The organism is Modestobacter sp. SYSU DS0904 (assembly GCF_054051115.1).
Genome location: NZ_JBJHAQ010000012.1, coordinates 23584 through 49026 on the forward strand (window position 1 = coordinate 23584; position 25443 = coordinate 49026).

Annotated in this window: 30 protein-coding genes; 26 read left to right on the forward strand and 4 right to left on the reverse strand. The window is 71.5% G+C overall.

The annotated features are described in order from the left end of the window. Positions 1-95: 95 nt before the first annotated feature. Entirely contained in the window at positions 96-1700 is a 1605-nt protein-coding gene (locus ACI79U_RS10080; RefSeq protein ID WP_457067234.1) for an amidohydrolase, read from the reverse strand. Between the two features lie 244 nt (positions 1701-1944). Here ACI79U_RS10080 and ACI79U_RS10085 point away from each other — a divergent pair, with 244 nt between their 5' ends. Continuing rightward, entirely contained in the window at positions 1945-2850 is a 906-nt protein-coding gene (locus tag ACI79U_RS10085; protein ID WP_457067236.1) for an AraC family transcriptional regulator, read from the forward strand. 32 nt (positions 2851-2882) lie between these two features. On the opposite strand, the gene ACI79U_RS10090 is transcribed toward ACI79U_RS10085, so the two are convergent. Next, positions 2883-3368 (reverse strand): MarR family winged helix-turn-helix transcriptional regulator, encoded by a 486-nt coding sequence (locus ACI79U_RS10090; RefSeq protein WP_457067238.1) that lies wholly within the window; start codon positions 3366-3368, stop codon positions 2883-2885. Between the two features lie 203 nt (positions 3369-3571). Between ACI79U_RS10090 and ACI79U_RS10095 the strand changes: the two genes are divergently transcribed. The 5 genes from ACI79U_RS10095 (at position 3572) to catC (ending at position 8098) form a co-directional block, all read left to right on the forward strand. Continuing rightward, positions 3572-4678, forward strand: coding sequence for an NAD(P)-dependent alcohol dehydrogenase (locus tag ACI79U_RS10095; protein WP_457067240.1), 1107 nt, complete (start codon positions 3572-3574; stop codon positions 4676-4678). Between the two features lie 188 nt (positions 4679-4866). Further along, complete coding sequence (locus ACI79U_RS10100) at positions 4867-5808, forward strand: LysR substrate-binding domain-containing protein (RefSeq protein WP_457067242.1); 942 nt, start codon at positions 4867-4869, stop codon at positions 5806-5808. Further along, positions 5805-6908, forward strand: coding sequence for a mandelate racemase/muconate lactonizing enzyme family protein (locus ACI79U_RS10105; RefSeq protein ID WP_457067244.1), 1104 nt, complete (start codon positions 5805-5807; stop codon positions 6906-6908). The genes ACI79U_RS10100 and ACI79U_RS10105 overlap by 4 nt, the downstream gene beginning before the upstream one ends. 39 nt (positions 6909-6947) lie before the next feature. Then, complete coding sequence (gene catA / locus ACI79U_RS10110; protein ID WP_457067246.1) at positions 6948-7802, forward strand: catechol 1,2-dioxygenase; 855 nt, start codon at positions 6948-6950, stop codon at positions 7800-7802. Further along, entirely contained in the window at positions 7799-8098 is a 300-nt protein-coding gene (catC, locus tag ACI79U_RS10115) for a muconolactone Delta-isomerase (protein ID WP_457067248.1), read from the forward strand. The genes catA and catC overlap by 4 nt, the downstream gene beginning before the upstream one ends. A gap of 36 nt (positions 8099-8134) precedes the next feature. Here catC and ACI79U_RS10120 read toward each other — a convergent pair whose 3' ends face one another. Then, positions 8135-8671 (reverse strand): PadR family transcriptional regulator, encoded by a 537-nt coding sequence (locus tag ACI79U_RS10120; protein ID WP_457067250.1) that lies wholly within the window; start codon positions 8669-8671, stop codon positions 8135-8137. A gap of 115 nt (positions 8672-8786) precedes the next feature. Between ACI79U_RS10120 and ACI79U_RS10125 the strand changes: the two genes are divergently transcribed. From ACI79U_RS10125 to ACI79U_RS10145, 5 genes are read left to right on the forward strand one after another with little or no spacing between them, the layout of a single operon-like run. Then, on the forward strand, positions 8787-9599 hold the full coding sequence (locus ACI79U_RS10125) for an ABC transporter ATP-binding protein (protein WP_457067252.1): 813 nt from the start codon (positions 8787-8789) through the stop codon (positions 9597-9599). After that, a complete protein-coding gene (locus ACI79U_RS10130; RefSeq protein ID WP_457067254.1) occupies positions 9596-10273 on the forward strand; it encodes an ABC transporter permease in 678 nt (225 codons plus the stop codon). Before ACI79U_RS10125 ends, ACI79U_RS10130 begins: the two co-directional genes overlap by 4 nt. Before the next feature lie 5 nt (positions 10274-10278). After that, entirely contained in the window at positions 10279-10977 is a 699-nt protein-coding gene (locus ACI79U_RS10135; RefSeq protein WP_457067458.1) for an ABC transporter permease, read from the forward strand. Next, entirely contained in the window at positions 10974-11897 is a 924-nt protein-coding gene (locus tag ACI79U_RS10140; RefSeq protein ID WP_457067256.1) for an ABC transporter substrate-binding protein, read from the forward strand. Before ACI79U_RS10135 ends, ACI79U_RS10140 begins: the two co-directional genes overlap by 4 nt. 57 nt (positions 11898-11954) lie before the next feature. Continuing rightward, complete coding sequence (locus ACI79U_RS10145) at positions 11955-12578, forward strand: cysteine hydrolase family protein (protein ID WP_457067258.1); 624 nt, start codon at positions 11955-11957, stop codon at positions 12576-12578. A 122-nt stretch (positions 12579-12700) separates the two neighbouring features. Here ACI79U_RS10145 and ACI79U_RS10150 read toward each other — a convergent pair whose 3' ends face one another. Next, entirely contained in the window at positions 12701-13207 is a 507-nt protein-coding gene (locus ACI79U_RS10150) for a MarR family winged helix-turn-helix transcriptional regulator (protein WP_457067260.1), read from the reverse strand. 89 nt (positions 13208-13296) lie between these two features. Between ACI79U_RS10150 and ACI79U_RS10155 the strand changes: the two genes are divergently transcribed. From ACI79U_RS10155 to ACI79U_RS10225, 15 genes are all read left to right on the forward strand, one after another. Continuing rightward, positions 13297-13872: an NADPH-dependent F420 reductase gene (locus tag ACI79U_RS10155; RefSeq protein WP_457067262.1), complete on the forward strand. Its 576-nt coding sequence runs from the start codon at positions 13297-13299 to the stop codon at positions 13870-13872. Between the two features lie 121 nt (positions 13873-13993). Further along, positions 13994-14437 (forward strand): DoxX family protein, encoded by a 444-nt coding sequence (locus tag ACI79U_RS10160; RefSeq protein ID WP_457067264.1) that lies wholly within the window; start codon positions 13994-13996, stop codon positions 14435-14437. Positions 14438-14519: 82 nt separating this feature from the next. Then, positions 14520-15431: a dioxygenase family protein gene (locus tag ACI79U_RS10165; protein WP_457067266.1), complete on the forward strand. Its 912-nt coding sequence runs from the start codon at positions 14520-14522 to the stop codon at positions 15429-15431. Between the two features lie 9 nt (positions 15432-15440). Further along, entirely contained in the window at positions 15441-16529 is a 1089-nt protein-coding gene (locus ACI79U_RS10170) for an LLM class flavin-dependent oxidoreductase (RefSeq protein ID WP_457067268.1), read from the forward strand. Continuing rightward, positions 16526-17050, forward strand: coding sequence for a VOC family protein (locus tag ACI79U_RS10175; protein WP_457067270.1), 525 nt, complete (start codon positions 16526-16528; stop codon positions 17048-17050). The genes ACI79U_RS10170 and ACI79U_RS10175 overlap by 4 nt, the downstream gene beginning before the upstream one ends. Further along, positions 17047-17673, forward strand: a complete 627-nt coding sequence (locus tag ACI79U_RS10180; protein WP_457067272.1) for an alpha/beta hydrolase — start codon at positions 17047-17049, stop codon at positions 17671-17673. The genes ACI79U_RS10175 and ACI79U_RS10180 overlap by 4 nt, the downstream gene beginning before the upstream one ends. Next, positions 17673-18383 carry an SDR family oxidoreductase gene (locus tag ACI79U_RS10185; protein ID WP_457067274.1) on the forward strand — a complete coding sequence of 237 codons (711 nt, stop codon included), beginning with the start codon at positions 17673-17675 and terminating at the stop codon, positions 18381-18383. Before ACI79U_RS10180 ends, ACI79U_RS10185 begins: the two co-directional genes overlap by 1 nt. A gap of 106 nt (positions 18384-18489) precedes the next feature. Then, entirely contained in the window at positions 18490-19044 is a 555-nt protein-coding gene (locus tag ACI79U_RS10190; RefSeq protein ID WP_457067276.1) for an ABC transporter substrate-binding protein, read from the forward strand. 29 nt (positions 19045-19073) lie between these two features. Further along, a complete protein-coding gene (locus ACI79U_RS10195) occupies positions 19074-19364 on the forward strand; it encodes a hypothetical protein (RefSeq protein WP_457067278.1) in 291 nt (96 codons plus the stop codon). Further along, on the forward strand, positions 19361-20389 hold the full coding sequence (add, locus tag ACI79U_RS10200; protein WP_457067280.1) for an adenosine deaminase: 1029 nt from the start codon (positions 19361-19363) through the stop codon (positions 20387-20389). The genes ACI79U_RS10195 and add overlap by 4 nt, the downstream gene beginning before the upstream one ends. Then, positions 20386-21258, forward strand: a complete 873-nt coding sequence (locus ACI79U_RS10205; RefSeq protein ID WP_457067282.1) for an ABC transporter permease — start codon at positions 20386-20388, stop codon at positions 21256-21258. The genes add and ACI79U_RS10205 overlap by 4 nt, the downstream gene beginning before the upstream one ends. After that, the gene (locus ACI79U_RS10210; RefSeq protein ID WP_457067284.1) at positions 21255-22040 is read left to right on the forward strand and encodes an ABC transporter ATP-binding protein; all 786 of its coding nucleotides are present in this window, start codon (positions 21255-21257) and stop codon (positions 22038-22040) included. Before ACI79U_RS10205 ends, ACI79U_RS10210 begins: the two co-directional genes overlap by 4 nt. Positions 22041-22123: 83 nt before the next feature. Next, complete coding sequence (locus ACI79U_RS10215; RefSeq protein ID WP_457067287.1) at positions 22124-23509, forward strand: NtaA/DmoA family FMN-dependent monooxygenase; 1386 nt, start codon at positions 22124-22126, stop codon at positions 23507-23509. Further along, entirely contained in the window at positions 23506-24018 is a 513-nt protein-coding gene (locus ACI79U_RS10220; RefSeq protein ID WP_457067289.1) for a flavin reductase family protein, read from the forward strand. The genes ACI79U_RS10215 and ACI79U_RS10220 overlap by 4 nt, the downstream gene beginning before the upstream one ends. Next, the gene (locus ACI79U_RS10225) at positions 24015-25280 is read left to right on the forward strand and encodes a bifunctional 3,4-dihydroxy-2-butanone-4-phosphate synthase/GTP cyclohydrolase II (RefSeq protein ID WP_457067292.1); all 1266 of its coding nucleotides are present in this window, start codon (positions 24015-24017) and stop codon (positions 25278-25280) included. Before ACI79U_RS10220 ends, ACI79U_RS10225 begins: the two co-directional genes overlap by 4 nt. Positions 25281-25443: the final 163 nt, after the last annotated feature.

Consider the following 25443-nt stretch of genomic DNA (forward strand, 5'->3'; position numbering starts at 1 on the left):
TCACAGGTCGTAGGGAAGGGATCGTGGCGCCGGGCGGAGGGCGAAGGCGCACCGCGGCGGCTGGGCGCCCGCTCCGAGAGCACGGCGACCCCGAGTCAGACGGGCTGGGCAGCGCGTTCGTGGACGAGCTCGCCGTCGATCCAGGTCTGGTCGACCGTCAGACCGAGCAGATCGTCGGCACCACACGAGAGGACGTCGCGGTCCAGGACGGCCAGGTTGGCCCGCTTGCCGACCTCGATGCTGCCCACCTGGTCGGCGTTCCCGGAGGCGTGCGCGGCCTCGATGGTGAGCATCCGCAGGGCCTCGGATGGGGTGATGGCCTCCTCGGGATCGATCAGGCTCCCGGTCAGCGCACGCCGGCTGACGGCCGTCGCCATGATCAGCCCGGGCTCGAAGGAGCCGCAGGGGTAGTCGGATGCGGCACTGAGCCGCACCCCGGCGTCGAGCATGCTGCGCAGCGGCTGGACCTTCAGGTGTTGCTGGTCAGGGCCTCGCAGCCCCATGAACGCGTCCCCGTGGTTGTAGGCCACCCCGGGGTTGACGACCAGGTCCACTCCCAGGTCGGCGATCCGCTCTGCCTGCCTGACCTCGGCGATGAAGGCGTGCTCGATGCGCAGCACCGAGTCGCTGTCGATCCGGCGGACCTGCTCGTAGGCGTCGAGCACCGAGTCGATCGCGCAGTTGCCCATCGCGTGCATGGTGATGCCGATGTTCTGCCGGGCCGCCTGGACGGCTAGTTCCTCGATCTCGTCGTTCCGGTAGAAGAAGGTGCCGACGTGCCGGGTGCAGCCGTCGTGCACCTTGTCGACGGCGGGGCCGTCGGGGAAGAACCGGTCGGCGAAGACCTTCATGACCCCACCGCGCAGCCGGTCACCGCTCGGGGTCAGGATCCGGTCGAGGACGTCGCCGCGGCGGAGGTCCTGCTGCGAGAAGAAGTGGTCACCGCCGTGCATCTGGTGGACCGTGCACGGCAGCTTGCCCGCCTCTGCCGCCCGCTGGTAGAGGGCCGCGGCCCTGGTGGTGACCAGGGCGTCACCGATGGCGGTGATGCCAGACGCGATGAACTGCCGCATCTTGGCCTCGAGCATGTCGAGCGCCTTCTCCGGGTCGCGGTGGGCGTGGTCGTCCCACGAGGCCGACAGGGCGCGGTTGATCGCAGCCTCGAACAGCGCCCCGGTCGGCTCGCCCGCGGCATCGGTCTCGATCATCCCGCCCCACGGTTGAGGGGTGTGGGAGTTGATGCCGAGCAGGCGGAGCGCCGCGCTGTTGGCGTACCCCCCGTGGCAGCTGGCGTCGACGATCAGGACCGGGTTGTCCGGGGCCGCTTCGTCAAGCTCGTACCGCGAGGGATGGCGCTGCTCGCGGACGAACTGGGCTTGGAACTGCATGCCCATGACCCACTGCCCCACGGGCAGCGTGAGCGCTCGCTGCCGGACGCGGTCGAGCAGGTCGTCCAGCGGTGTGCCAGGAACGGTCGCGCAGTCGACGTACTCGGGGTCGAACGCCGCGATGCTGAGATGGGTGTGCGGATCGATGAACCCGGGGACGACGGTTCGGCCGCCCAGATCGACCAGTTGCGCCTCTCCTGCTGCCGCCCGGACCTGGTCGTCGGTACCGACGAGGGCGACCTTCCCTGCGCGGACCAACAGTGCGGTCGTGGTGGCGTTCTGCGCATCGACGGTGTGCACTCGGCCGTTCATGATCGCCACGTCACGTCTTTGAGCCACGTCTCTCCTCCGACTCGACGGGATCGGACCCGCGATGTCGCGGCAGCCCGGTGGAGGGACGCTAAGAGCGGGCGTGGCGGGCTGACGCGGCGTTTCGCGAAGCGCCAACCGGCAATCTGCGACCGGCCAGCGGGCCGGCCGATGCCGCATGTCGACGTTTCTGATCCGAGCGACGACCGTCACCCCGGTGAAACACGTTTGTCCGTAAGATCCCGCCATGCGACGGCTGATCGCACGGGACGCTGCCGGGTGGTCGCGCGCCTGCAGCGAGGCCTTCGTGCCGCTGCGCGCCGAGACCGGGAACGGGTTCCGCGGCCGCATCGACCACGTCGCACTCGGCGCCGTCGGGATCTCCTCGGTCGCGTGCACCGCCAACCAGGTCACCCGTGCAGTGCGCTCGGCCGATCGCCGCCCCACCCATGACGATGTGCTGGTCAACCTGCACCTGGCCGGCAGCGGCCGGACGGAGCACGCATCCGGCGGGGCTCCGCTACTACCCGGCACCGCGACGCTGTACGACGCGGACAGCGACTACCGGCTCCGCTTCGACACCGCCGCTCGCGTGCTCACCCTGCAGGTACCTCGTGAGCGTCTCGGCATGTCCAGCCGGAGCCTCCGCGCGCTGCACGGTGAGCTCGTCGATGACAGACCCACGCTGACGGTGCTCCGGCACCTCCTCGTCGGCGTGATCGCGGCGGGCGGGCTGGACGACGAGCACGAGGAGGACGTGGCACACGCCGCCGTCGACCTGCTCTCAGCGGTGTTCCGGGCCGACCCCGCGGGGGCGTCGCCCTCGAGCGGGGAGGTGCTCTACCTGACGGCGCGGAGCCGGCTGGCCGAGCGTGCGGCAGATCCGAGCACAACGATCGACTCGGTCGCCCGGGAGCAAGGCATTTCCCGTCGCCGTCTCGAGGTCGTCTTCGCCGCCCACGGCGAGTCGCCCGCGGCGTTCCTCCGCTCGATCCGGCTCGCGACGGCCGGACGACTCCTCCGTTCTTCACCGCACGTCACGGTCGCCGAGGCCGCGCACGCCGCCGGTTTCAGCGACATCGGGACGTTCACCCGGGCGTTCCGGCGGCAGACCGGGCTCAGCCCCACCAGTTGGCGCCGCGAGCAGGGCTGACGTCGGAGGGGTCGACCATCCGCCAGCGAACGTCAGTCCGGCGGACCGGCTCCCACGCCGGATCCCGCCTGCCTGAGCGCCGCACGGAGCCCGGCCAGCTCGCCGGCCAGGCGGAGCCGGGCGGCGTGGTCCAGCGCACCCCCCAGCAGACGGTCCAGTTCCTGCTCGTTCGAGGCGTTCGCACCGACCAGCAGGTCTGCCCCGGCGGGGGTCAGATCCAGGTGGCTGGAACGGCGATCCGTCGGGTGCGGCACCCGTTCGCAGAGACCGGCCGCGACCATCCGGTCGACGAGCTTGCTCACCCCGCCCACGGTGATCGACAGGTCGGTGGCGATGTCCTGCACCCGGCAGCCCTCACGCGCGGCGATCACCCGCATGAGCTCGACCCAGCTCAACATGACGCCGTGGTCGGCGCGCAACCGTCGATCGACCGCGTTCCACAGCTCGATCTCCAACCGCACCAGCGACTCGAACAGCTGGAGCCCCGGCCGTCCCGCGTCGGGCAGGTCGTCACGCACGTCGCGCTCCCTCTCGTGGGCGACACGGCTCCCCCACCGTACCGATTCCGAGGAAGAAACAGGCGTACCTTCCATGGAATGGACTGGTCGGCGCGCACGACTGCTGCCACACAGTCCTCGCGGCTCACGGGGGCGCCCAGGCCGCCCGGACGGTCGCGGTCCCACACCCGGCTGGTCAGCCAGCTGCCAGAGAGAAGGAAGCAATGCAGATCACCGCAGCAGTGGCGCGCGAGCACGGTCAGCCGCTGAGCATCGAGACCCTGGAACTGGACGAGCTGCGGCCCAACGAGGTGCGCGTGCGGATGGTCTCGGTCGGCATCTGCCACACCGATGCAATCGTGCGCGACGGCGTCTACCCCACGCCGCTCCCGGCGGTGCTGGGCCACGAGGGCGCGGGTGTCGTCGAGGCGGTGGGCAGTGCGGTGCGGAGCGTGGTCCCGGGAGACCACGTCGTCCTGGGCGCCGCCTACTGCGGGTGGTGCAAGCACTGCCGCGCCGGGGAGATGGCCTACTGCGAGAACCTCTTCGCAGAGGACTTCGGCGGCCGGCGCCGGGACGGCAGCACCTCGCTGTCTTCGGGCACCGAGCAGATCTCCTCCCACTTCTTCGGGCAGTCCTCGTTCGCCACCTACGCCAATGTGGTCGAGGAGAGCGTCATCAAGGTCGACCACGACGCGCCGCTGGAGCACCTCGGCCCGCTCGGGTGCGGCCTCAACACCGGCGCCGGCACGGTCCTGAACGAGCTGCGGCCGCCGGCGGGGAGCTCCCTGATCGTGTTCGGCACCGGAGCCGTCGGCTCGGCCGCCATCATGGCCGCCGTCGTCGCGGGCTGCACCACCATCATCGCGGTGGATGTCGTGGACTCCCGGCTGGAGCTGGCCAAGGAACTGGGCGCCACGCACGTCATCAACACCAAGCACGACGACCTGGCCGCGACCATCACGGAGATCACCGGGGGCTCCGGTGTCGACTACGCAGTCGACACCACGGCGCGCCCGGAGCTGCTGACACAGGCCGCCGCGGCGCTGGGCATCCGGGGCACGCTCGCCCTGGTCGGCGCAGCCCGCCCCGGCACCGAGGTGGCGTTCGAGATCGGGCAGTCCCTCGTCAAGGGCTGGACCTTCAAGACCGTGGTGCAGGGCAGCTCGGTGCCGCAGACCTTCATCCCGCACCTCATCGACCTCTGGCGGCAGGGTCGGTTCCCCTTCGAGAAGCTCACCCGCGACTACGCCCTCGAGGACATCAACCAGGGATTCGCGGACTCCCGCAGCGGCCAGGTCATCAAGCCGGTCGTCGTCTTCGGCCGCTGAGGCACCCCCTCGGGGAGGACGGCCCCCTCCCCGGGGGCTCGGGCGCCGCAGTCCGCCGCGGGCGATCGCACGCCCGACGACTCGGACGCCGAGCGTCTCAGTCGAGCTGGATCTCGTCCTTCAGTTGACCGCGACACCGCCATACGTTGGCTGCGTCACATCGACACCGGGACGCGACAGGAGGACGCATGGAGATCCGCCAGCTCCAGTACTTCGTCGCAGTCGCCGAGACCCGTCACTTCGGGCAGGCGGCCGAACGACTGCACATGGCGCAGTCCCCGCTGTCCCAGGCGATCCGCCAGCTGGAGTCCCAGGTCGGCGCCCGGCTGTTCGAGCGGACGACCCGCCGCGTCGAGCTCACACCGGCCGGGGAGACGTTGCTCCGCGACGCCCGCCGCATCCTCGACGCGGTCGATGCCGCCCGGACACGGGTGCAGCTGGTCGGTGACGGGAGCACCGGGATGCTGCGGGTCGGGTCCACCGGCCTGGCCGCCTTCCGCCACCTGCCCCGCCTGGCGTCCATCGCCGCCCGCGAGCTGCCGGGACTCGAGCTGCGGTTCCGCCCGGACCAGCTGACCCCGGCACAGGAGCGCGACCTGTCGGAGGGGCGGATCGACGTGGGGGTCCTGCGCCCACCACTGCGCCAGGTGGGCCTCACCTGCCGGCTGATCAGCCGTGAACGGCTCGTCGTCGCGGTGAGCTCGACCCACGACCTGGCCAGGGAGACACCCCTCGCGCTGGCCGAGCTCCGCGCCCACGACTTCGTCGCCTACAGCGCTCCCGACTCGGTGGTGAACACCGCCGTCACCCGAGCCTGCCTGACCGCGGGATTCCTGCCGCGGCGCACCCGCGAGGCGCCGGAGGTCTCGGTGATCCTCACGTTCGTGGCAGCCGGCCTGGGCGTCGCGGTGCTGCCCGAGTCCGTCGTCGGACTGCACGTCGACGGCGTCCGCTACGTACCCGTCGCGGACGACGTGCACGTCGACCTCGCCCTCGCCTGGCGGACCGCCGACGACTCCCCCGCCCTGGTCCGGCTGCTCGCAGCGCTGGACGCCCACGGGTTTCTGTTGCCGGGCGAAGGAGTTCCCCCCGCCCCATCGCCCCCTGTTCCACTGGGAGAGGTCTCTTGAAGATCGTCAAGGTCGAAGCGATCCCCTTCGCGATCCCGTACCGCAAGCCTCTGCGCTTCGCCAGTGGCGAGGTGCACGTCGCCGACCACGTGCTGGTGCGCGTGCACACCGACGACGGCGTCATCGGGTCGGCCGAAGCTCCCCCGCGTCCGTACACCTACGGCGAGACCCAGGAGTCCATCGTCGCGGCTGTCGAGAAGCTCTTCGCCCCGGAACTGGCCGGGTTGACGCTGCTGGAGCGGGAGACGGCACACGCTCGGATGGACCGCACCGTCGGCAACCCGGCCGCCAAGGCGGCAGTGGACATGGCCGTGTGGGACGCACTGGGTCGCACGCTCGACCTCCCGGTCGTCCAGCTGCTCGGCGGCTACAGCGACCGGATGCGCGTCTGCCACATGGTGGGCTTCGCGCCGGACGCCGAGATGGTCGCCGAGGCCGAGCGGCTGCGTGACGAGCTGGGCATCCGCACGTTCAAGGTCAAGGTCGGCCGGCGCCCGGTGGAGCTCGACGTCCGAGCCTGCCGCTCACTTCGCGAGGCCCTCGGCCCGGACGTGGAGCTCTACGTCGACGGCAACCGGGGCTGGACGCCATCGGAGGCAGCTCGCGCGCTGCGGGCGATGTCCGACCTGGACCTCACCATGGCCGAGGAGCTCTGCCCGGCCGATGACGTCCTCGGCCGGCGCTGGCTCACCGCGCAGACGGACATCCCCACTGTCGCGGACGAGAGCGTCCCCACGCCCGGCAACGTGACGCGTGAACTGCTGGGCGGCTCGGCCACGATGATCAGCATCAAGACGGCACGGACCGGTTTCACCACGTCCGAGCGCATCCTCCATCAGTGCGAGGCCCTCGGGGTCGAGGTCGTCATGGGCAACCAGATCGACGGTCAGGTCGGCACCGCGTGCGCCGTCGCCTTCGGCGCTGCCCATCGCAGCACGTCACGCCGGGCCGGGGAGCTGTCCAACTTCCTGGACATGAGCGACGACCTGCTCACCACTCCCCTGGCGATCAGCGGCGGTGAGCTCGCCGTCGGTCCCGGCCCGGGCATCGGCGTCGACATCGACGCCGAGAAGCTCGCCCGCTACCGCACCGACCGCTGAATGCACCACCCTCCATCCGCAACGACGCAGGAGAACGCCATGACCGCCTCCACCGAGGTCAACCCCACCGCCGCCGCCTCCGGCCGGTCGGCCACCGAGCACTTCACCCAGCGGGAGCACGCCGCTGGTGCCGCCGACCCCGCGCGGGTGTCGGCGCTCGCGACCGACGCCATCACCGCGCTGCACGAGGTCATCCGCAAGCACCGGGTCACGTACGCCGAGTACGACGCCCTCAAGGCGTGGCTGATCCGGGTGGGCGAGGACGGCGAGTGGCCACTGTTCCTGGACGTGTGGCTCGAGCACGTCGTCGAGGAGGTCGTCAACGCCGACCGGAAGGGGACCAGCGGCACCATCGAGGGCCCGTACTACATCCCCGGGGCTCCCGAGTACCGCAGCGAGGCGACCGTGCCGATGCGCGAGGACGAGAAGGGCACCCCCTTCCTGTTCCAGGGCACCGTCAGCGACCTCGACGGCAACCCGCTGCCGGACGCCCGGGTCGAGTTGTGGCATGCCGACGACGACGGCTACTACTCCCAGTTCGCCCCGGGGATCCCCGAGTGGAACCTGCGGGGCATCATCCTCACCGGCCCCGACGGTCGCTTCGCCTTCCACACGGTCAAGCCCGCCCCGTACCAGATCCCGACCGACGGGTCGTGCGGCGCTCTCGTCCGGGCCGCCGGATGGCACCCCTGGCGGCCTGCGCACCTGCACCTCAAGGTGTCCGCACCCGGCAGGCAGCTGATCACCACGCAGCTCTACTTCGACGGCGGGGAGTACATCACCGACGACGTCGCCCAGGCCGTCAAGCCCGAGCTGATCCTGCGCCCGACGCCGGCCGCCTCCGGCACGGGCGAAGAGGTCACGTACGACTTCGCGCTGGACCCCGAGGCGTGACCCAGCTCTACGCGGTGCGCATGGACGTCGCGCTGCCGCCGGACATGGACCCGGCGGCGCGCGACGACCTGCTCGCCAGGGAGAAGGCCTACTCCCAGCAGTGGCAGCGGTCCGGGCACTGGCAGCACATCTGGAGGTGCGTCGGTGAGTACGCCAACCTCAGCGTCTTCGCCGTCGAGGGCAACGAGCAGCTGCACCAGATCCTGTGGGGTCTCCCGCTCTTCAAGTACATGACCATCTCGGTGACGCCGCTGGCGTCGCACCCGTCGGACATCGCGGTCGCCGGCCCCGACTGATCACCCCTGTCCCGGGCGTGCGATGAGGGACCGCCGTCAGCTGACGGGCTGCCCCTCATCGCCGTCGAGCACCTCCCGCAGCCACGCGCGCTCGGCCCTGCTGGTTGCGCGCGCGACCAGCAGGATGCCCCGTCGGTACGGATCTGCGACCTCCTCGGCGCGGAGGGGCCGGTCTCCCTCGTAGAAGAAGCTCGCGGGCTGTTCCAGGAAGTGCAGCCGACGACGGAGGACGGCGTGCTGGGCAGCCCGGTCCGGCAACAGCGAGAGGAACGCCAGGACGACGGAGAAGCGGCCGGCGTCGGTGATCTCGGCGTCGGCGGGCTGGCTGAGCCTCCGCACCAGCTCGGCCCGCCCGGCCTCGGTGAGGCTGAGGAGGTGGCGCGGCGCCGCGGCGATCCCCGCTTCGACGCGGCGGTCGAGCAGGCCCGCCTTCACCAGGCGGTTGATCGCCGGGTACAGGCTGCCGTCGCTGACCGGCCGGGTGTGCCCGGACAGCTGCGCCACGTGCCGGCGCAGGTCGTAGCCGTGCAGTGGGCCGCCCGCGAGGAATCCCAGGATCGCGAGTTCGAGCATGCGTCCAGCATGGCACATCGAAACGAGGTACCTCGGTTCGATGTACAGTCCCCCCCGGGCGACCGTCGAGCCACTGATGGCGACGCCGCCGGGCGACCCCAGGGGAAGGAGTGCTGTGATCGAGTTCCGTCACGTGAAGAAGTCCTATCCGGACGGCACACAGGCGATCGGCAACTTCTCCCTGACGGTGCCGTCGCACCAGACCGTCGCCCTCGTCGGTTCGTCCGGCTCGGGCAAGACCACCCTGCTGCGCATGGTGAACCGCATGGTCGAGCCCACCCGGGGGTCGGTCCTGATCGACGAGCAGGACGTCCGTGAGCTGGACGCGGTCCGGTTGCGCCGGTCGATCGGGTACGTGCTGCAGGCCGGCGGTCTGCTGCCGCACCGCACCGTGCTCGACAACATCGGAACGGTCCCCCGGCTCAACGGGGCGACGCGGCGGGCGGCTCATGAGCGCGCCATGGACCTGCTGGACCTGGTCGGCCTCGAGTCGGCGCTGGCGCACCGGTATCCCGCACAGCTGTCCGGTGGTCAGCAGCAGCGGGTGGGGGTCGCTCGCGCGCTGGCCGGCGACCCGAACATCCTGCTCATGGACGAGCCGTTCGGCGCGGTCGACCCGATCGTCCGCGCCGGCCTGCAGGCCGAGATGCGCCGGCTGCAGGCGCATCTCGGCAAGACGGTCGTCTTCGTGACCCACGACATCGACGAGGCCTTCATCCTGGCCGACACCGTCGTGATCCTCCGCGCGGGCGGCAAGGTGGCCCAGGCCGGCTCGCCGGCGGAGGTGCTCGCACACCCGGCGGACGACTTCGTCGCCGACTTCATCGGCGCCGGCACGGCCAAGCGCCAGCTCCGGATCGTGGACGTGGCGGGCCGGTCCCTGGTGGTCGACGGAGATGGTCGACCGGCAGGAGTGCTCACCTCGTGACCTGGCTGCGCCTCAACCTGTCGTGGGTCGTGGAGCTCACGGTCACCCACCTCCTGCTGTCCCTGCCGGCCGTGCTCGGCAGCCTCGCGATCGCAGTTCCGGTCGGGTGGTCCGCCCAGCGGTACCGAAGGGTGCGCGGGCCGTTGCTGACCGGCGTCGGGCTGCTCTACGCGATCCCGTCACTGCCCATGCTGATCATGGTCCCCGCCTTGCTGGGCGTACCGCTCCGGTCCGCGGCCACGATGATCACCGCGCTGACCGTCTACGGGGTGGCACTGCTCGTGCAGTCCGCCGCCGACGCCTTCGACTCCGTGCCCGACGGCGTCCGGCAGTCGGCCACCGCCATGGGCTTCTCGAGCTGGAGCCGCTTCTGGCGGGTCGAACTGCCGCTGGCCATGCCGGTGCTGTTGGCGGGGCTGCGGGTCGTCAGCGTCAGCACCGTCGGCCTGGTGACCGTCGGCGCCGTGATCGGGATCAGCAGCCTGGGCACGCTGTTCACCGACGGCCTCCAGCGGGGCCTGCTCGGCGAGGTGGGCACCGGTCTGGTGTTGACGGTGGCCCTCGCTCTGCTGCTCGACGGAGGATGCGTCCTCCTCGGCCGCCTGGCACTGCCCTGGACGCGGGTCGGCATCCACCTCGGCGACGACCGCCCCGGGACGGCGGTGTCCACGTGACCCTCATGGTCGATGCCCTCGGGTGGCTGGCGGATCCGGCCCACTGGTCCGGGGACGACGGCATCGCGCACCGACTGCTCCAGCACCTGGCCATCTGCGCGGCCGTCCTGGCCTGCGCCTGCCTGGTGGCGCTGCCGATCGGGGTCCTGGTCGGGCACGCTCGCCGCGGTCGCGGGGTGGTGGTCGTGCTGGCCAACGCGGCACGAGCCGTGCCGACTCTCGGCCTGCTGACGCTGCTCGGCCTGGTCCTCGGCATCGGCCTCGGCGCTCCGGTGCTGGCCTTGGTGGTCCTGGCTGCGCCGTCCCTCCTGGCCGGCGCGTACGCCGGCGTCGAGGGAGTCGATCCCGCGACCGTCGACGCAGCCCGAGCCGTCGGCATGACCGAGCGACAGGTCGTCGCCCGGGTCGAACTGCCGCTGGCCGCACCGGTGATCCTCGGCGGCGTCCGCTCCGCGACCGTGCAGGTCGTGGCCACCGCCACCCTTGCGGCCTACGTGGCCGACGCGGGACTGGGCCGCTTCCTGTTCGCCGGCCTGCGGACCCGCGACTACCCCCAGATGCTCGCCGGCGCACTCCTCGTCGCTGCGCTGGCCGTGGTGCTCCAGGTCGTCCTGACCGTGGCGCAGCACCTGGTCACCCGTCGCCGCGTACCGGGCCCTCCATCCCCCACCCATCGAGCCGGATCCACCGAGAGGACATCGTGACCCGCCGTACCCCCCGCCGCCTGACGACGCTGGGCGCCTCCCTGGCGCTCCTGACCCTGAGCGCCTGCTCCTCGTCCGACCCGCTGGACGCAGCCACCGAGGGCGGCGACGCCGACGGCCAGACCATCGTCATCGGTTCCCAGGACTACTACTCCAACGAGATCATCGCGGAGGTCTACGCGCAGGCCCTGGAAAAAGAGGGCTACTCGATCGACCGCCAGTTCCGGATCGGGCAGCGGGAGGTCTACCTCCCGGAGATCGAGGACGGGTCGATCGACCTGTTCCCCGAGTACACCGGCCCGCTGCTGCAGTACTGGCAGCCCGACACAGCGGCCCGGCTGGCCGACGACGTCTACGCCGAGCTCACCGCCGCCGTCCCCGACGGACTACGGGTGCTGGACCAGTCCTCGGCCACCGATCAGGACTCCTACGTCGTCACCCGGGCCTTCGCCGAGAAGTGGGGCCTCACCTCGATCGCGGACCTGGCGAAGGTCACCGAGCCGCTGACCCTGGGCGGCAACTCGGAGGGCGAGTCGCGCCCCAACGGCCCTCAGGGGCTGAAGAACACCTACGGCGTCGACGTCGCCTTCACGCCGATCGAGGACGGTGGCGGCCCGCTGACGGTGAAGGCGCTCCAGGACGGTGACATCCAGCTGGCCATCATCTACACCGCCGATCCCTCCATCGCCGCCAACGACCTGGTGACGCTGGAGGACCCCGCCGGGCTCTTCCTCGCCTCGCACGTCGTCCCCGTCGCGAGCGACGACGTGGACGCGGGCGCGGCCGAGGTCATCGACGCCGTCGACGAGGCACTGACCCCCGAGGGGCTCATCGCCCTCAACGCGCGCAGCATCGACGAGCAGGCCCCCGCGACCACCCTCGCCGCCGACTGGCTGGCCGAACAGGGCTTCGACCAGTAGCCGACACCGTCGCCGACCCCTCTACCCCTTCGTCCGACCCCAGCAAGGAGTTCCACCATGAGCACCCTGAACCTCGACGCCACCACGACCGCGGTGCTGGTCATCGACATGCAGAACGACAACGTGCTGCCCGAAGGCGCCTTCGCCGACTTCGGCGCGGCCGCGCACGCGGCGGAGCAGAACGTCGTCGAGAACGTGGCCACGGTCCTGGCTGCGGCGCGCGCGGCGGACGTCGCAGTCGTGCACAACCGGATCGTGGCGTACCCCGGGCGGCCCAGTGGCGGCACCAACGCGCCGATCTTCCGCTTGATCGGCCCGGAGTCCCTGCTCCTCGGCTCCTGGGGCGCCGCACCGGTGGACGGCCTCCAGCCGGTCGGCGACGAGCTCGACCTGCTCCGCATCCGGATGAGCGCCTTCAACGGCACGGCTCTGGACACCGTCCTGCGCAACTACGGCGTCACCGCGGTTGTCATCGTCGGCGTCTGGACGAACATGGCAGTCGAGCACACCGCACGGGACGCCGCCGACCACGGCTACGAGGTCACCGTCGTCTCCGACGCGACCTCGAGCATCAACGCCGAGTGGCAGCACGCCGCGTTGAACTTCGCGCTGACCAACATCGCCACGATCGCGACCACCGCCGAGGTCCAGCAGGCGTTCGGCACCGGCACTCGCGCCTGAGCATCACCAGCCGACGCGGTCAGCGAGCGGTGGGGCGAGCACCGGTGACCGGCGCCGCCCCACCGCACCCGCGCCGCTCCAGGACGCGGTCCGGGATGCAGCCGGCCGGGGGACACCACCGATCAGCCGCCGGCCGGCGGGTCGTCGTAGCGGGTGTACGTGGCAGCCATCGAACCGGCCGGGTCCAACCGGGCCAGGATGGCGTCGCCGATGGCCGCCAGCTGGTCGACCTGCTCCTCGCTCAGCGCGTCGATGACCAGCCGCCGGACGTTCTCGACGTGCCCGGGGGCCGCCTCGGTCACGGTCGTCCAGCCGGTGTCCGTGAGGCGGGCATTCGTCGCCCGGCGGTCCTCCGGACAGGGGAACCGCTCGACCAGGCCGCGGTCCTCCAGTCGCTGCACGACGTGCGAGAGCCGAGGCAACGTGGCGTTCGTCTGCCGAGCCAACTCGGTCATCCGCAGCGTCCGGTCAGCCGCCTCGGAGAGCATGGCCAGCACGTAGTACTCGAACTCGTTGAGGCCGGCGTCCCTGCGCAGCTGCGTGTCCAGCGCGCCGGGCAACAGCTCCAGCACCGCGATGAGCCGGATCCAGGCACGCAACTGCCTTCGACTGAGCCAGGTCGTGTCCACGGTCACATCCTCCTCCGGAATAGTTGTAGCTTCAAGTTACTTCTGTCAGTATCGCTTGTAGCGACAACCAATACGGACTGGAGAACGTCATGGCACACGTGAGCATCATCGGCACCGGCAACATGGGCCCGGCCATCGCCACCGTCGTCACCAACGGCGGGAACACCGTCGAGCTCTTCGGCCAGGCCGACGCCGGCAAGCCGATTACCGGCGAGGTCGTCGTCCTCGCCGTGCCCCACGCCGCCGTCGCCGGCATCCTCGCCCAGCGCGGTGACCAGCTCGCCGGCAAGGTGGTCGTCGACATCACCAACCCGGTCGACTTCGAGACGTTCGACTCCCTCGTCGTCCCCGCCGACGGCTCGGCCGCCGCGGAGATCGCCGCCGCCCTGCCGCAGTCCCGCGTCATGAAGGCCTTCAACACCAACTTCGCCGCCACGCTGGCCACCGGCACCGTCGGCGAGCAGCCCACCACCGTGCTGATCGCCGGAGACGACGCCGACGCCAAGTCCCTGCTGGCCGGCATCATCACCGCAGGCGGGCTGCACGCCATCGACGCAGGCTCGCTGCGCCGCGCCCGCGAGCTGGAGGCCCTCGGCTTCCTCCAGATCACCCTCGCCGCCGGCGAGAAGATCTCCTGGACCGCCGGCTTCGCCGTCCACGCCTGAGCCTGCCGGCCACCGGACGAGCCCCACAGCAGGCGCCGCCCGTCGGCGCCCTGCTGCCCCCCGGGTCTGGGCCGCGCTGCGCCCGCCCGACCGCCCACACCCCACATCGACAGGACCTGCCGTGACCCTCCCCCTCCCCGCTCCCGCTCGTGACGCCGCCCTCCTCATCGCCCGCGTGGCCGTCGGCCTCGTCTTCTTCGCCCACGGCTGGCAGAAGCTGTTCACCAACGGCGTGGACGGCACCGCCGCCTTCTTCGACCAGGTCGGGGTGCCTGCCGCCTCCGCCGCGGCGTGGCTCGCCGCCCTCGTCGAGCTCGTGGGCGGGGCGGCGCTGATCCTCGGCCTCGCCGTTCCCGTCGCGGGGCTGCTGCTGCTCGTCGACATGATCGGCGCCTTCCTCTTCGTCCACGCCGGCTCCTCCCTCTTCGTCGATCAGGGCGGCTACGAGCTGGTCCTCGTACTCGGCGCGACCGTCCTGCTGCTGGCCGTCCTCGGCGCCGGCCGCTTCAGCGTCGACCACCTGCTGTTCGGGCGCCGCCGGAGCACCCAGCCCACGGGCGTCTGACCTGGGTCACTGCAGGGCGGTCCGCACGGACCGCCCTGCAAGGGATCAGCAGACCACCCCCACCCCACCGCCAGGAGCCCGCATGAACACGCCGCCCGCCACCGCGACCGCCGCCGCCGACGCCCGCATTCCGTCGGCGCACCCCTTCGCCGCGCACCTGCGACGCGTCGCCGCGCTCGAGGCCGAGCGACCGCACCGCTACTGGGTGCCGGAGGACGGGCCGCTGCCCAGCCTGTACCTGTCCCACGGCGGAGGACCGATGCCGTTCGGCAGCCGGGACTGGCTCGACCCGCTGCACGACTGGGCCCGGGCGCTGCCCAAGCCGAAGGCGATCCTGGTCGTCTCGGCACATTGGGAGTCCGCGCCGCTGTCGGTGAGCGCGGCTCGGCCCAGCGAGCTGGTCTACGACTTCGGGGGCTTCGACGCGCTGTACTACACGTTCCGCTACGACACCCCCGATGCCGGCGACCTGGTCCGGCAGGTCGTCGGCCTCATGCCGGACACCGAGCAGGTGCACCAGCACACCCGCCGCGGCCTGGACCACGGCGCCTGGGTCCCGCTGAAGATCATGTACCCGGGCGCCGACGTCCCCGTGCTGCAGCTGTCCCTGCCCAGCGACCACCCCGACGAGCTGATGCGGCTCGGCGAGCGGCTGCGGACGCTGCGCGAGCAGGGCGTCCTCGTCGTCGGTTCCGGTCACATGACGCACGGCCTGCCGTTCCTCACCCGCGAGGCCTGGACCGAGAACAAGGTGCCCGGCTGGTCGGCCGACTTCGATGCCTGGGCCGCCGACGCACTGGCTCGCGGCGCCGTCGACGAGCTGGCCCGCTACCGGACCGCCGCACCGGGCATGCCGTACGCGCACCCCACGGTGGAGCACTTCACCCCGCTGTTCGTCACGCTCGGCGCGGCGACCGACCCCACTGCGCCGGTCGTGACCACCCTCGACGGCTACGGCGTCGGCCTGTCCCGGCGCTCCTTTCAAGCCGCCTGAGCCAGCCCCATGACCCTGCAGCGCAACGCGTTCGAGATCGGGCTGTTCACCTTCGGTGAGATCACCGCCGATCCCGCCACCGGCCGCCCGCTGGACCCTGCGGTCCGGCTGCGGGAGTTCATCGACCTGGCCGTGCTCGCCGACCAGGCCGGGCTCGACGTCTTCGGTGTCGGGGAGCACCACCGCCCCGACTTCGCCATCGCCTCACCGCCGGTGGTGCTCGCAGCCGTTGCGCAGGCCACCTCACGGATCCGGCTCACCAGCACCGTCACCGTGCTGTCGACGGCGGACCCGGTGAAGGTGTTCGAGGACTTCACCGCCGTCGACCTCATCTCCGGCGGTCGCGCGGAGATCACCGCCGGCCGTGGGGCCTACACCGAGTCGTTCCCGCTCTTCGGCCACGACCTCGCCGACTACGAGTCGCTGTTCGAGGAGAACCTGGATCTGCTGCTGCAGCTGAACCGGCAGGAGAGGGTGACCTGGTCCGGGCGGCACCGGGCCCCGCTCGAGGACGTCGCGGTGTACCCGCGGCCGGTCCAGCAGCAGCTGCCGGTGTGGGTCGCCGTCGGCGGGACACCGGCCAGCGTGGTCCGGGCCGGCCGCCACGGCCTGCCGCTGTACCTGGCGATCCTCGGCACACCGGCGCGGTTCACGCCGCTCGCCGACCTCTACCGCTCCACCGCCGCGCAGCACGGCGCCGAGCCGGGCGGCACCCGCGTCGGTGTGACCAGCCACTTCTACGTCGAGCCCACCTCGCAAGGTGCCCGCGAGAGCTTCTACCCGTACTACTCCCGGTACATCGGGGAGAACATGCCCGGCGCCCGTGGGCGTGCCCTGCCGCGGGCCGCCTTCGACGAGTGGGCCGGCCCGCAGGGCGCGCTCTTCGCCGGGAGCCCCGCCGAGGTGGTGGACAAGATCCTCTGGGAGCACGAACTGCTCGGTCACGACAGGTTCCTCGCCCAGGTCGGCCTCGGCGGACTGCCCTTCGCCGCCACCGCCCGGTCCATCGAACTGCTCGCCACCGAGGTCATGCCGGCCGTCCGGCGCGCCCTCCCCCACCTCGCCACCCAGCGAGCCGACCTGGAGCACACCCCATGACCGTCTCCCCCGTCCGCCTCAACCACGCCGTACTCTTCATCGCCGACCTGGCGCGCGCGGCCCGCTTCTACACCGACGTCTTCGGCATGGAGCTGGTCGCACACGAGGAGCAGCTCGACGCCGTCTTCCTCCGACTCCCCCGCTCCGGCAACCACCACGACCTCGGCCTGTTCTCCGTCGGCACGGACACGGACACGGGCCCGCGTCAGCGCGGCGTCGGGCTCTACCACCTCGCATGGCAGCTGGACACCATCGACGAACTGGTGGAGTTCCGCCAGCGGCTGCTGGATGCGGGTGCCCACACCGGCGAGTCCAGCCACGGTGCGACCAAGAGCCTCTACGGCGCAGATCCGGACGGCAACGAGTTCGAGGTCATGTGGATGCTCCCGCTCTCCGAGTGGGGCGCCTACACGAACGCGGGGATCGTCGAGCCCCTGGACCTGGACGCCGAGGTCGCACGCTGGTCCGGCGTGCGCACCGCCGGCCGGGTCACCATCGGCCCCGACGAGGCCTCGGCGTGACCGCGGCCGCTGCACCGACGGTCCTCTGGCGGGGCAGTGAGGACCCTGCCGCCCCGCTCGTCGTGCTGCTGCACGGCCGGGGCTCCGACGAGCGCGACATCGCCCCCCTCGCCGACCACCTCCCGGCCGGCCCGGCCTACGCGGCGGTGCGGGCGCCGATCGGCGAGGGCCACGGACACGCCTGGTTCGCCAACCGGGGCATCGGAAGACCGGTGGCCGAGTCACTCGCCTCCTCCGTCACCTGGTTCCGCGGCTGGCTGGACGAAGCGGCTCCGGCCGGACGCCCCGTGGTGCTCGTGGGGTTCAGCGGCGGGGCCACCTTTGCCGGCGGCGTGGTCCTCACCGACCCGGCCCGCTTCGCCGGCCTGGCCACCCTCTACGCGACGCTGCCGTTCGAGGCGGGCGTGCCGACGACGCCCGGACGCCTGCACGACGTTCCGGTCCTGGTCGCCCAGGGCGATGCCGACACCGTGATCCCCACCGAGCTGCAGGCCCGGACATGGGAGTACCTGCACACCGACTCCGGCGCGCAGCTGACGTCCCGGCGATCACCCGGCGGCCACCAGCTCACCCACGACGACGTCGCAGTGCTCGGCGAGTGGCTCTCGGACCGGATCGGCTGATGGACCTGGGACTACGTGACCGCGTCGCGATCGTCACCGCCGCATCGAGAGGTCTCGGCCGGGCGAGCGCCGAGGCCCTCGCCGCCGAGGGTGCCCGCCTGGTCCTCAACAGCCGCGACGAGCGGGCGCTGGAGGAGCTGGCGGCGTCCATGCCCGATGCCCTCGTGGTGCCCGGCGACGTCACCGACCCATCCATGCCCGCCGACCTGGTCGACGCCGCGGTCCGCCGCTGGGGCCGGGTGGACGTCGTGGTGGGCAACGCCAGCGGTCCCCCCACCGGGGGCGCCTTCGACGTCGACGACGAGCAGGTGCTCGCCGCCGTCAACACCAACATGCTGGCCTCCATCCGGCTCGCGAGGGCGGCTGTCCCACACATGCGACGGCAGCAGTGGGGGCGGATCTGCTTCATCGCCTCGGCCAGCGTCCGACAGCCGATCCGCGACCTGACGCTGTCCAACATCGCCCGGACCGGGCTGTGGGCCTGGACGAAGACGGCTGCCCAGGACCTCGCCGAAGAAGGCATCACGGTGAACCTGGCCGCACCGGGCCTGCACGCCACCGACCGCCTGCTCGAGCGGGGCGTGACCGGCCGCACCGGGGAACCGGCCGACTTCGGCAAGGTGGTCGCCTTCCTCTGCTCGGAGCCGGCCACGTTCGTCAACGGGATCGCGATGGGTGTCGACGGCGGTGCGGTGACCGGCCTGCTCTGATGCCCCTGCACGTCACCGGGCGGCCAGCTGTCACACGGGTCAGGGATTTACGCGTTCGGAACAACATGCGGCCTCGGTCGACACACGATCGGCGTTATCTGTACCCATGGCGCAGCGAACTACAGGAGACGCAAGGTCATGGCGACGAGCGAGCCGTTCCGGTCGACTCGGAACGCTGACCGCCGCTGCGCTGCTGCTCGCCGGGTGCTCGTCTGACGGGCAGGCCGACACGAGCGCCGACGAGCTCACCCACGTCACGCTCGCGCTGAACTACATCCCTGATCCGTCGCTCAACGGGCTGACCTTCGCGATGCAGCAGGGCTTGTTCGAGGACGCCGGCCTCGACGTCGAGCTCATCCCCTTCGGCAGCACCCCGGCCGAGTCGCTGGTCGCCTCCGGCCAAGCCGACCTGGGCCTGGCGACCGACCTCCGAACTGCGCTGCTCGCGACGGCGTCCGGCGCCGAACTCGTCTCCTACATGGCGACCTACCAGCACGTCCCCTACTCCCTCACCGTGCTGGCGGACTCGTCGTACCAGCGGCCCGCGGACCTCGCCGGGACCACGTACGGCGGCTTCGGTTCACCGATGGAGCTGGCCGTCGTGGACGACATGATCACCGCAGACGGCGGAAGTGCCGGCGCCGACGAGTACCTCGACTGACCCGACCGCCGGCCGACAGGAGGACCGACATGACGACCACGCCGCTCGTGCTCGGCGCACGCGAGCCGATGTCCACGACGCGCCCCTGCGGCGCACGGAACGGTCCGCGCCACCGGACAGCGGACGCCACCACCCTCCGGCGCTGGCAGGAGGTGGCGCCCATCCTGGCGGAGGGGCGGGTCGACTGCCTCTGCTCCCCCGTGGTCGACCACCCGTCGGACGGTCACGGCAGCCCGCTGGGCCACCGCCGGCACACCGCGGCCTCCGACCAGGTGCCCGGGCGCCACCGCACCGTCCGCTGCTGGAGCGACCCGTCATGACGGGCGGTCACGCCGCCCCTGAACGGGATCTCGCCCTGCTCCCGAAGGCACACCTGCACGTCCACCTCGAAGCGGCCATCCGTCCAGCGACGGTGACCGAGCTGGCGAGGCAGCACCGTCTCACCGTCGCGCCGACGCCGGCGGGCGCCGACTTCGCCGCGTTCGCCGGTGCATTCCTCGGACTGATCGCCATTCTGGCGCTGCCGGGCGTACTGCGGCGGGTGGTCCACGAGGCCGCAGTGGACGCCGAGGCAGACGGCGCGGTCTACCTGGAGCTGGGGGTCAGTCCGCAGTTCTATGCCGCCCAGTACGGAAGTGCGGACGCAGCGCTGGCGGAGCTGTGCGACGCAGCGGCCGACGCGGGCAGCAGCACCGGGGTCCAGGTCGGGCTGATGGTGACCGTCGACCGCACGGCACCGGTCGCCGAGGGCATGGCGCTGGCTCGACTCGCTGCCGGGTACGCCGGACGGGGAGTCGTGTCGCTCGGCCTGGCCAACAGCGAGGTCGGCCACCCAGGCGCCCCCTTCGCCGAGGCCTTCGCGCTGGCGCGGTCGGCCGGGCTGAGGTCCACGCCGCACGCCGGGGAGCTGCTCGGCGCCGCCTCGGTCGCCGAGGCTGTCGACGTGCTGGGCGCCCAGCGCGTGCAGCACGGCATCCGCGTCCTCGAGGACCCGGCGCTGACCGCTCGACTGGCGGCGCGGGGCGTCGTCCTCGACGTGTGCCCGACCTCCAACACCTTCCTCGGCCTGGTCCCCGACGTCTCCCGACACCCCCTTCCCCGCCTGCTCGACGCGGGCGTCGCCTGCTCGATCAACGCGGACGACCCGACGATCTTCGGCGTCGGGGTCCTCGACGAGTACCGGACCTGCAGATCCGCTCTCGGCCTGACCGACGAACAGCTGGCCTCCTGCGCGCGAACCTCGATCCAGGCGTCCCCGGTCGGCGACACGCTCAAGGCACGAGCCCTGGCCGGGATCGACACCTGGCTGGCCGCGCCCCCCACGAGCTCGAGAGGGTCCCGATGAGCACCACGGTCCACCGCCTGGAGGCGCCACCACTGACACCCGCCGAGGAGGCGGCCGCCGGCTCCGGCCCGGGCCAGCGGCCGCGCGCGGCAGGACGCACGAACGGCGTTGCGCAGCACGTGCTGGCTCCCACTGCGACCGTCGCGCTGCTGCTGCTGGTCTGGCAGTTCGCTGCCACTCGGGGCGACCTGTCGGCGTCCGTCCTCCCGTCGCCCGTCCGCGTGGTCACCGCCGGATGGGCTGACCGAACGGCGCTCATCGAGGCCACGGCCGCGACCTTGCACATCACCGTGCTCGGGCTGGTGTCAGCCGTCGTCGTCGCCGTTCTGTCCGCCACCCTGCTCAGCTTCGTGGCCCCCCTCCGGTTGATGCTGCTGCCCGTGCTGATCGGCGCCCAGTCCGTCCCGATCATCGTGCTCGCGCCGCTTTTCGTGATCTGGTTCGGCTTCGAGAGCGGTCCCAAGATCGCCATCGTCGCGATCGTCAGCATGCTGCCGATGACGGTCTCGACGCTGCAGGGGCTGCTCGCGGCCGACCCCGAGGCGGCGACCCTGCTGCGCTCGATGGGCGCCTCGCGGTGGGACGTGTTCCTGCGCCTGCGGGTGCCGACCTCCGTGCCGCACTTCATCACCGGGCTCCGCATCATGTCCAGCTTCATCGTCGTCGCGGCGATCTTCAGCGAGTACGTGGGGGCCCGTACCGGGCTCGGCATCTACATGCAGACCCAGAAGAACGTCTTCCGCACAGACCTGGTCTTCGCGGCGGTGGTCATCAGCATCGCGATCGGGCTCACCCTCTTCACCCTCACGTACCTGTTGGAAGCGATCGCGATGCCGTGGGAGCGTCGCCGGAAGGTGGCCCAGCGATGAGCTCCACGTTGCTCTCCGTCGAGGCGGTGGCGAAGTCCTTCACCTCGCGCCGCGGGGAGGTGACCCCGGTCATCCGCGACATCAGCCTGCGGCTGGACGAGGGTGAGTTCGTCTCGGTCATCGGCCCCAGCGGGTCCGGCAAGTCCACGTTGTTCAACCTGCTCGCCGAGCTGACAGAGCCCACGTCGGGATCGGTCACCTTCCATGGCACCCGGACACCGGGAGAACCGTTCTCGGCCTACATGCCGCAGAAGGACCTGCTGTTCCCCTGGCTGAGCGTGGAGGACAACGCGTCCCTGGGCCTGGTCCTGCACGGCATGCGCAAGAAGCCCGCACGGGAGCGGATCGCCACGCTGCTGCCCACCTTCCGGTTGGAGGGTCGGGCCAAGGCGCTGCCCTTCGAGCTCTCCGGCGGCATGCGCCAGCGGGTCGCGCTGCTGCGCACGGTCGTCCAGGGCCGCCCGGTGCTGCTGCTGGACGAGCCCTTCGGTGCCCTGGACTACCTCACGCGCACCGAGCTGCAGCTCTGGCTGGCCGAGCTCTGCGTCGAGGACGGGCTGTCCGTGCTGCTCATCACCCACGACGTACCTGAGGCGCTCTTCCTGTCCGACCGCGTGTACGTGCTCTCCGACCGACCGGCCACGGTCCGGCTGGTCCTGGAGCAGGACGCTCCGCGCCCTCGAACGCTGGGCCACCTGGAGACCGAGGAGTTCAAGCGCAACGAGCGCCTGCTGCTCGACGAGCTGACGGCGAGCGGGTCGGCACCGCCTGGTCGTCACTGAGCGACCGGCCTCACGTCCCTCGACCCGACACCAGCTGGGCCTCGACGTGCACCCCCACACCCACAGATCGGAGCACCACCCGCATGAGCATCATCCTCGGCGCCTTCCAGACCATGAACCCCAACGGCACGGTCGGGGTCAGCTGGCGGCACCCGGCGAACACCTCACTGGAGTTCCTGACCCTCGACTACTGGATCCGGCTCGCACGTCAGCTGGAGTCCGGCGGCTTCGACTTCCTGTTCTTCGCCGACAGCTACGGCTACCCGACCACCGCGGACGGGGACACGATCGCCCAGGGCCTCGTCGACGGGACGAACGTGCCGATGGCCGACCCGGTCACGCTGATCTCGGCACTCGCGGCAGCGACCGACCGGCTCGGTCTGGCCGTCACAGCGTCCACCCAGGTGGAGAAGGCACCCGCCATCGCCCGCCGCTTCGGGACGCTGGACCACCTGACCGGCGGGCGGATCGGCTGGAACGTGGTGACCGGCGCGGCACAGGCGTCATCGGCTGCGCTGTTCGGCGAGGACCTGATGCCCCACGACGACCGGTATGCACAGGCCGAGGACCACATCTCCATCTGCCTGAAGTTGTGGGAAGGGTCCTGGGCCGACGATGCGCTCGTCGCCGACAAGACGGCTGGCGTCTTCGCCGATCCGGCCCGGGTACGGCAGATCGAGCACAAGGGCCCACACCTGCGCGCCAAGGGGATGCTCGGTGTTCCACCCGGTCCGCAGCGGAGCCCGCTGATCCTCCAGGCGGGCGCGTCGTCGGCCGGTCGCGACTTCGCCGCCAGGTACGCCGAGCTGGTCTTCATCGGCGGCGGCGACACCGACCAGGCGACCCGTCACATCGGCGACATCCGAGCCCGCGCAGCCGCACTCGGCCGCGGCGAGGACGCCGTCAAGTTCGTCGTCGGGGCGCACTTCGTCGTCCGCGCGGACGCCGCGGACGCCGCGGCCGCCCGTGCCGAGATGCTCGAGTTCGCCACCCTCGAGCAGGCCGCGACGACCTATGCCTGGCTCACCGGCATCGACCTCACGACCCTCCCGCAGGACGCCCCTCTCCCCGACCTGCACACCGAGCTGGGCCAGTCCTCGCTCGACCGGTACCTGGACCCCGCGACCGGCCTGCGGAAGACCCCGCGCGAGATCCTGACCGAGTTCCGCGACAACGGGCTCAACGGCACCGTGTTCGTCGGCGACGCGGCCACGGTCGCGGACGCGGTCGAGGACTTCCTCGACCGGACCGGTGCCGACGGCTTCCTCGTCCAGCCGCACATCACCCCGGGCACGTACGACGACTTCATCGAACACCTCGTCCCCGAGCTGGTCCGACGTGGTCTCGTCGAGAAGAGCAAGCCCCGCACCACCCTGCGCGCCCGGCTGTTCCCCGAGATCGGTGACCATCTGCCGACGACCCACGTCGGGGCCACCTACCGCCACGAGGAGCAGGAGCAGCAGAGGTGACCGAGGTCGGTGTGGCCACGACCGCCGCGTTGGCGACCAGGTTTCGTGAGGTGATGGCGGGGGTGGCGACGCCGGTGTCGGTGGTGACGTCGATGGCCGGCGGTCTGCCGCACGGCACGACGGTGAGTGCTTTCGCGTCGTTGTCGATGGACCCGCCGATGGTGCTGGTGTCGCTGGACCGGGGGTCGGAGCTCCTGGCGCTGTTGCGGGAGAGCGGCCGGTTCGGGGTCAACGTGCTGGGGGCGGATCACTCGTCGTTGGCGTTGACGTTCGCGAGGAAGGGCGGCACGGGCAAGTTCGCCGGGGTGGCGTGGGAGGCCGATCACGACCTGCCGCGGTTGCCCGGGGTGCCGGGCTGGTTGGCGTGCGAGGTGGCCCAGCTGGTCGAGGGCGGGGACCACGTGGTCGCGCTGGGGACCGTGGTGGCTGCGGAGACGACGGGTGGGCAGCCGCTGACGTACCACGGGCGGGTGTTCGGCACCCACGCCGCACTGGAGATCAGCCGGTGAACCGGCGGGCCGGGGCTCCGCTGTCGGGCCGGCGGACGCCGGCGGAGTCGGTGCAGGCGGCGGTTGCTGCGCTGGCGGCGGGCGGGATGGTGATCGTGGTCGATGACGCCGATCGGGAGGACGAGGGTGACCTGGTCCTGGCGGCGGAGTCGGTGTCGACCGAGCAGATGGCGTTCCTGGTGCGGCACACCACCGGGATCGTGTGTGCGCCGATGCCGGCGGTCCGTGCCGAGCAGCTGCGGCTGCCGCAGATGGTGGCGGACAACACCGACGCCCACGGCACCGCGTTCACCGTCACCGTCGACGCGGTCGAGACCGGCACCGGGGTCTGCGCCGCTGACCGCGCCACCACGGTCCGTGCACTGGCCGACGCGCGGGCGACCCCGGGTCAGTTCCGCCGTCCCGGGCACGTGTTCCCGCTGGTGGCCCGCGACGGTGGGGTGCTGGTGCGCGCCGGGCACACCGAGGCCGCCGTGGACCTGACCACCATGGCCGGCCTGTCCGGTGTCGGGGTGATCGGGGAGATCGTCGAGGAGGACGGGTCGATGCGCCGCGGCCGGTCGCTGGCCGACTTCGCCGCCGCCCACGGGCTGCCGGTGCTGGCCATCGCGGACCTGGTCCGGCACCGGCGGGCCACCGAACGCCTCGTCGAGCTCGTCGGCACCGCACAGATGCCCACCGAGTTCGGTGACTTCCGCGCCCTGGCCTACCGCAACACCCTCGACGGCACCGAACACCTCGCCCTGGTCATGGGTGACCTGGCCGCGGCCTCCCACACCGAGGCTGGTGCGCTGGTACGGGTGCACTCGGAGTGCCTGACCGGGGACATCCTCGGCTCGCTGCGCTGCGACTGCGGCGGACAACTGGAACAAGCACTGGCCGCGGTCGCCGCCGAAGGCGTCGGCGCGGTGGTCTACCTGCGCGGCCACGAAGGCCGCGGCATCGGCCTGGGCCGCAAGATCCGCGCCTACGCCCTGCAGGAACAGGGCCTGGACACCATCGAGGCCAACACCGCCCAGGGCCTGCCGGTGGACTCCCGCTCCTACGGCATCGGCGCCCAGATCCTCGCCGACCTCGGCGCCACCCGCATCCGCCTGATCACCAACAACCCCGCCAAGTACGGCGGCCTCGACGGACACGGCCTCACCATCACCGGCCGGGTCGCACTCCCCGTCCTCCAGACCCCGCACAACCTCCGCTACCTCCGCACCAAACGCGACCGCATGGGACACGTGCTGCCGGCAGATGCGACCGGGGCGTGAGCAGGATGACGGCACACGTAACGGCCTCTTAACCGAAGGTGCGGTTCGACGAGACACGCGCTGCTTTTCATGTACTCATGAAGCCCTTCTCAACCAGATCCGCCGTCGCATTCCGGTCTCGGCCCCACGCCCGGGGACGACGGACGATCGCGTCGTCCATCGC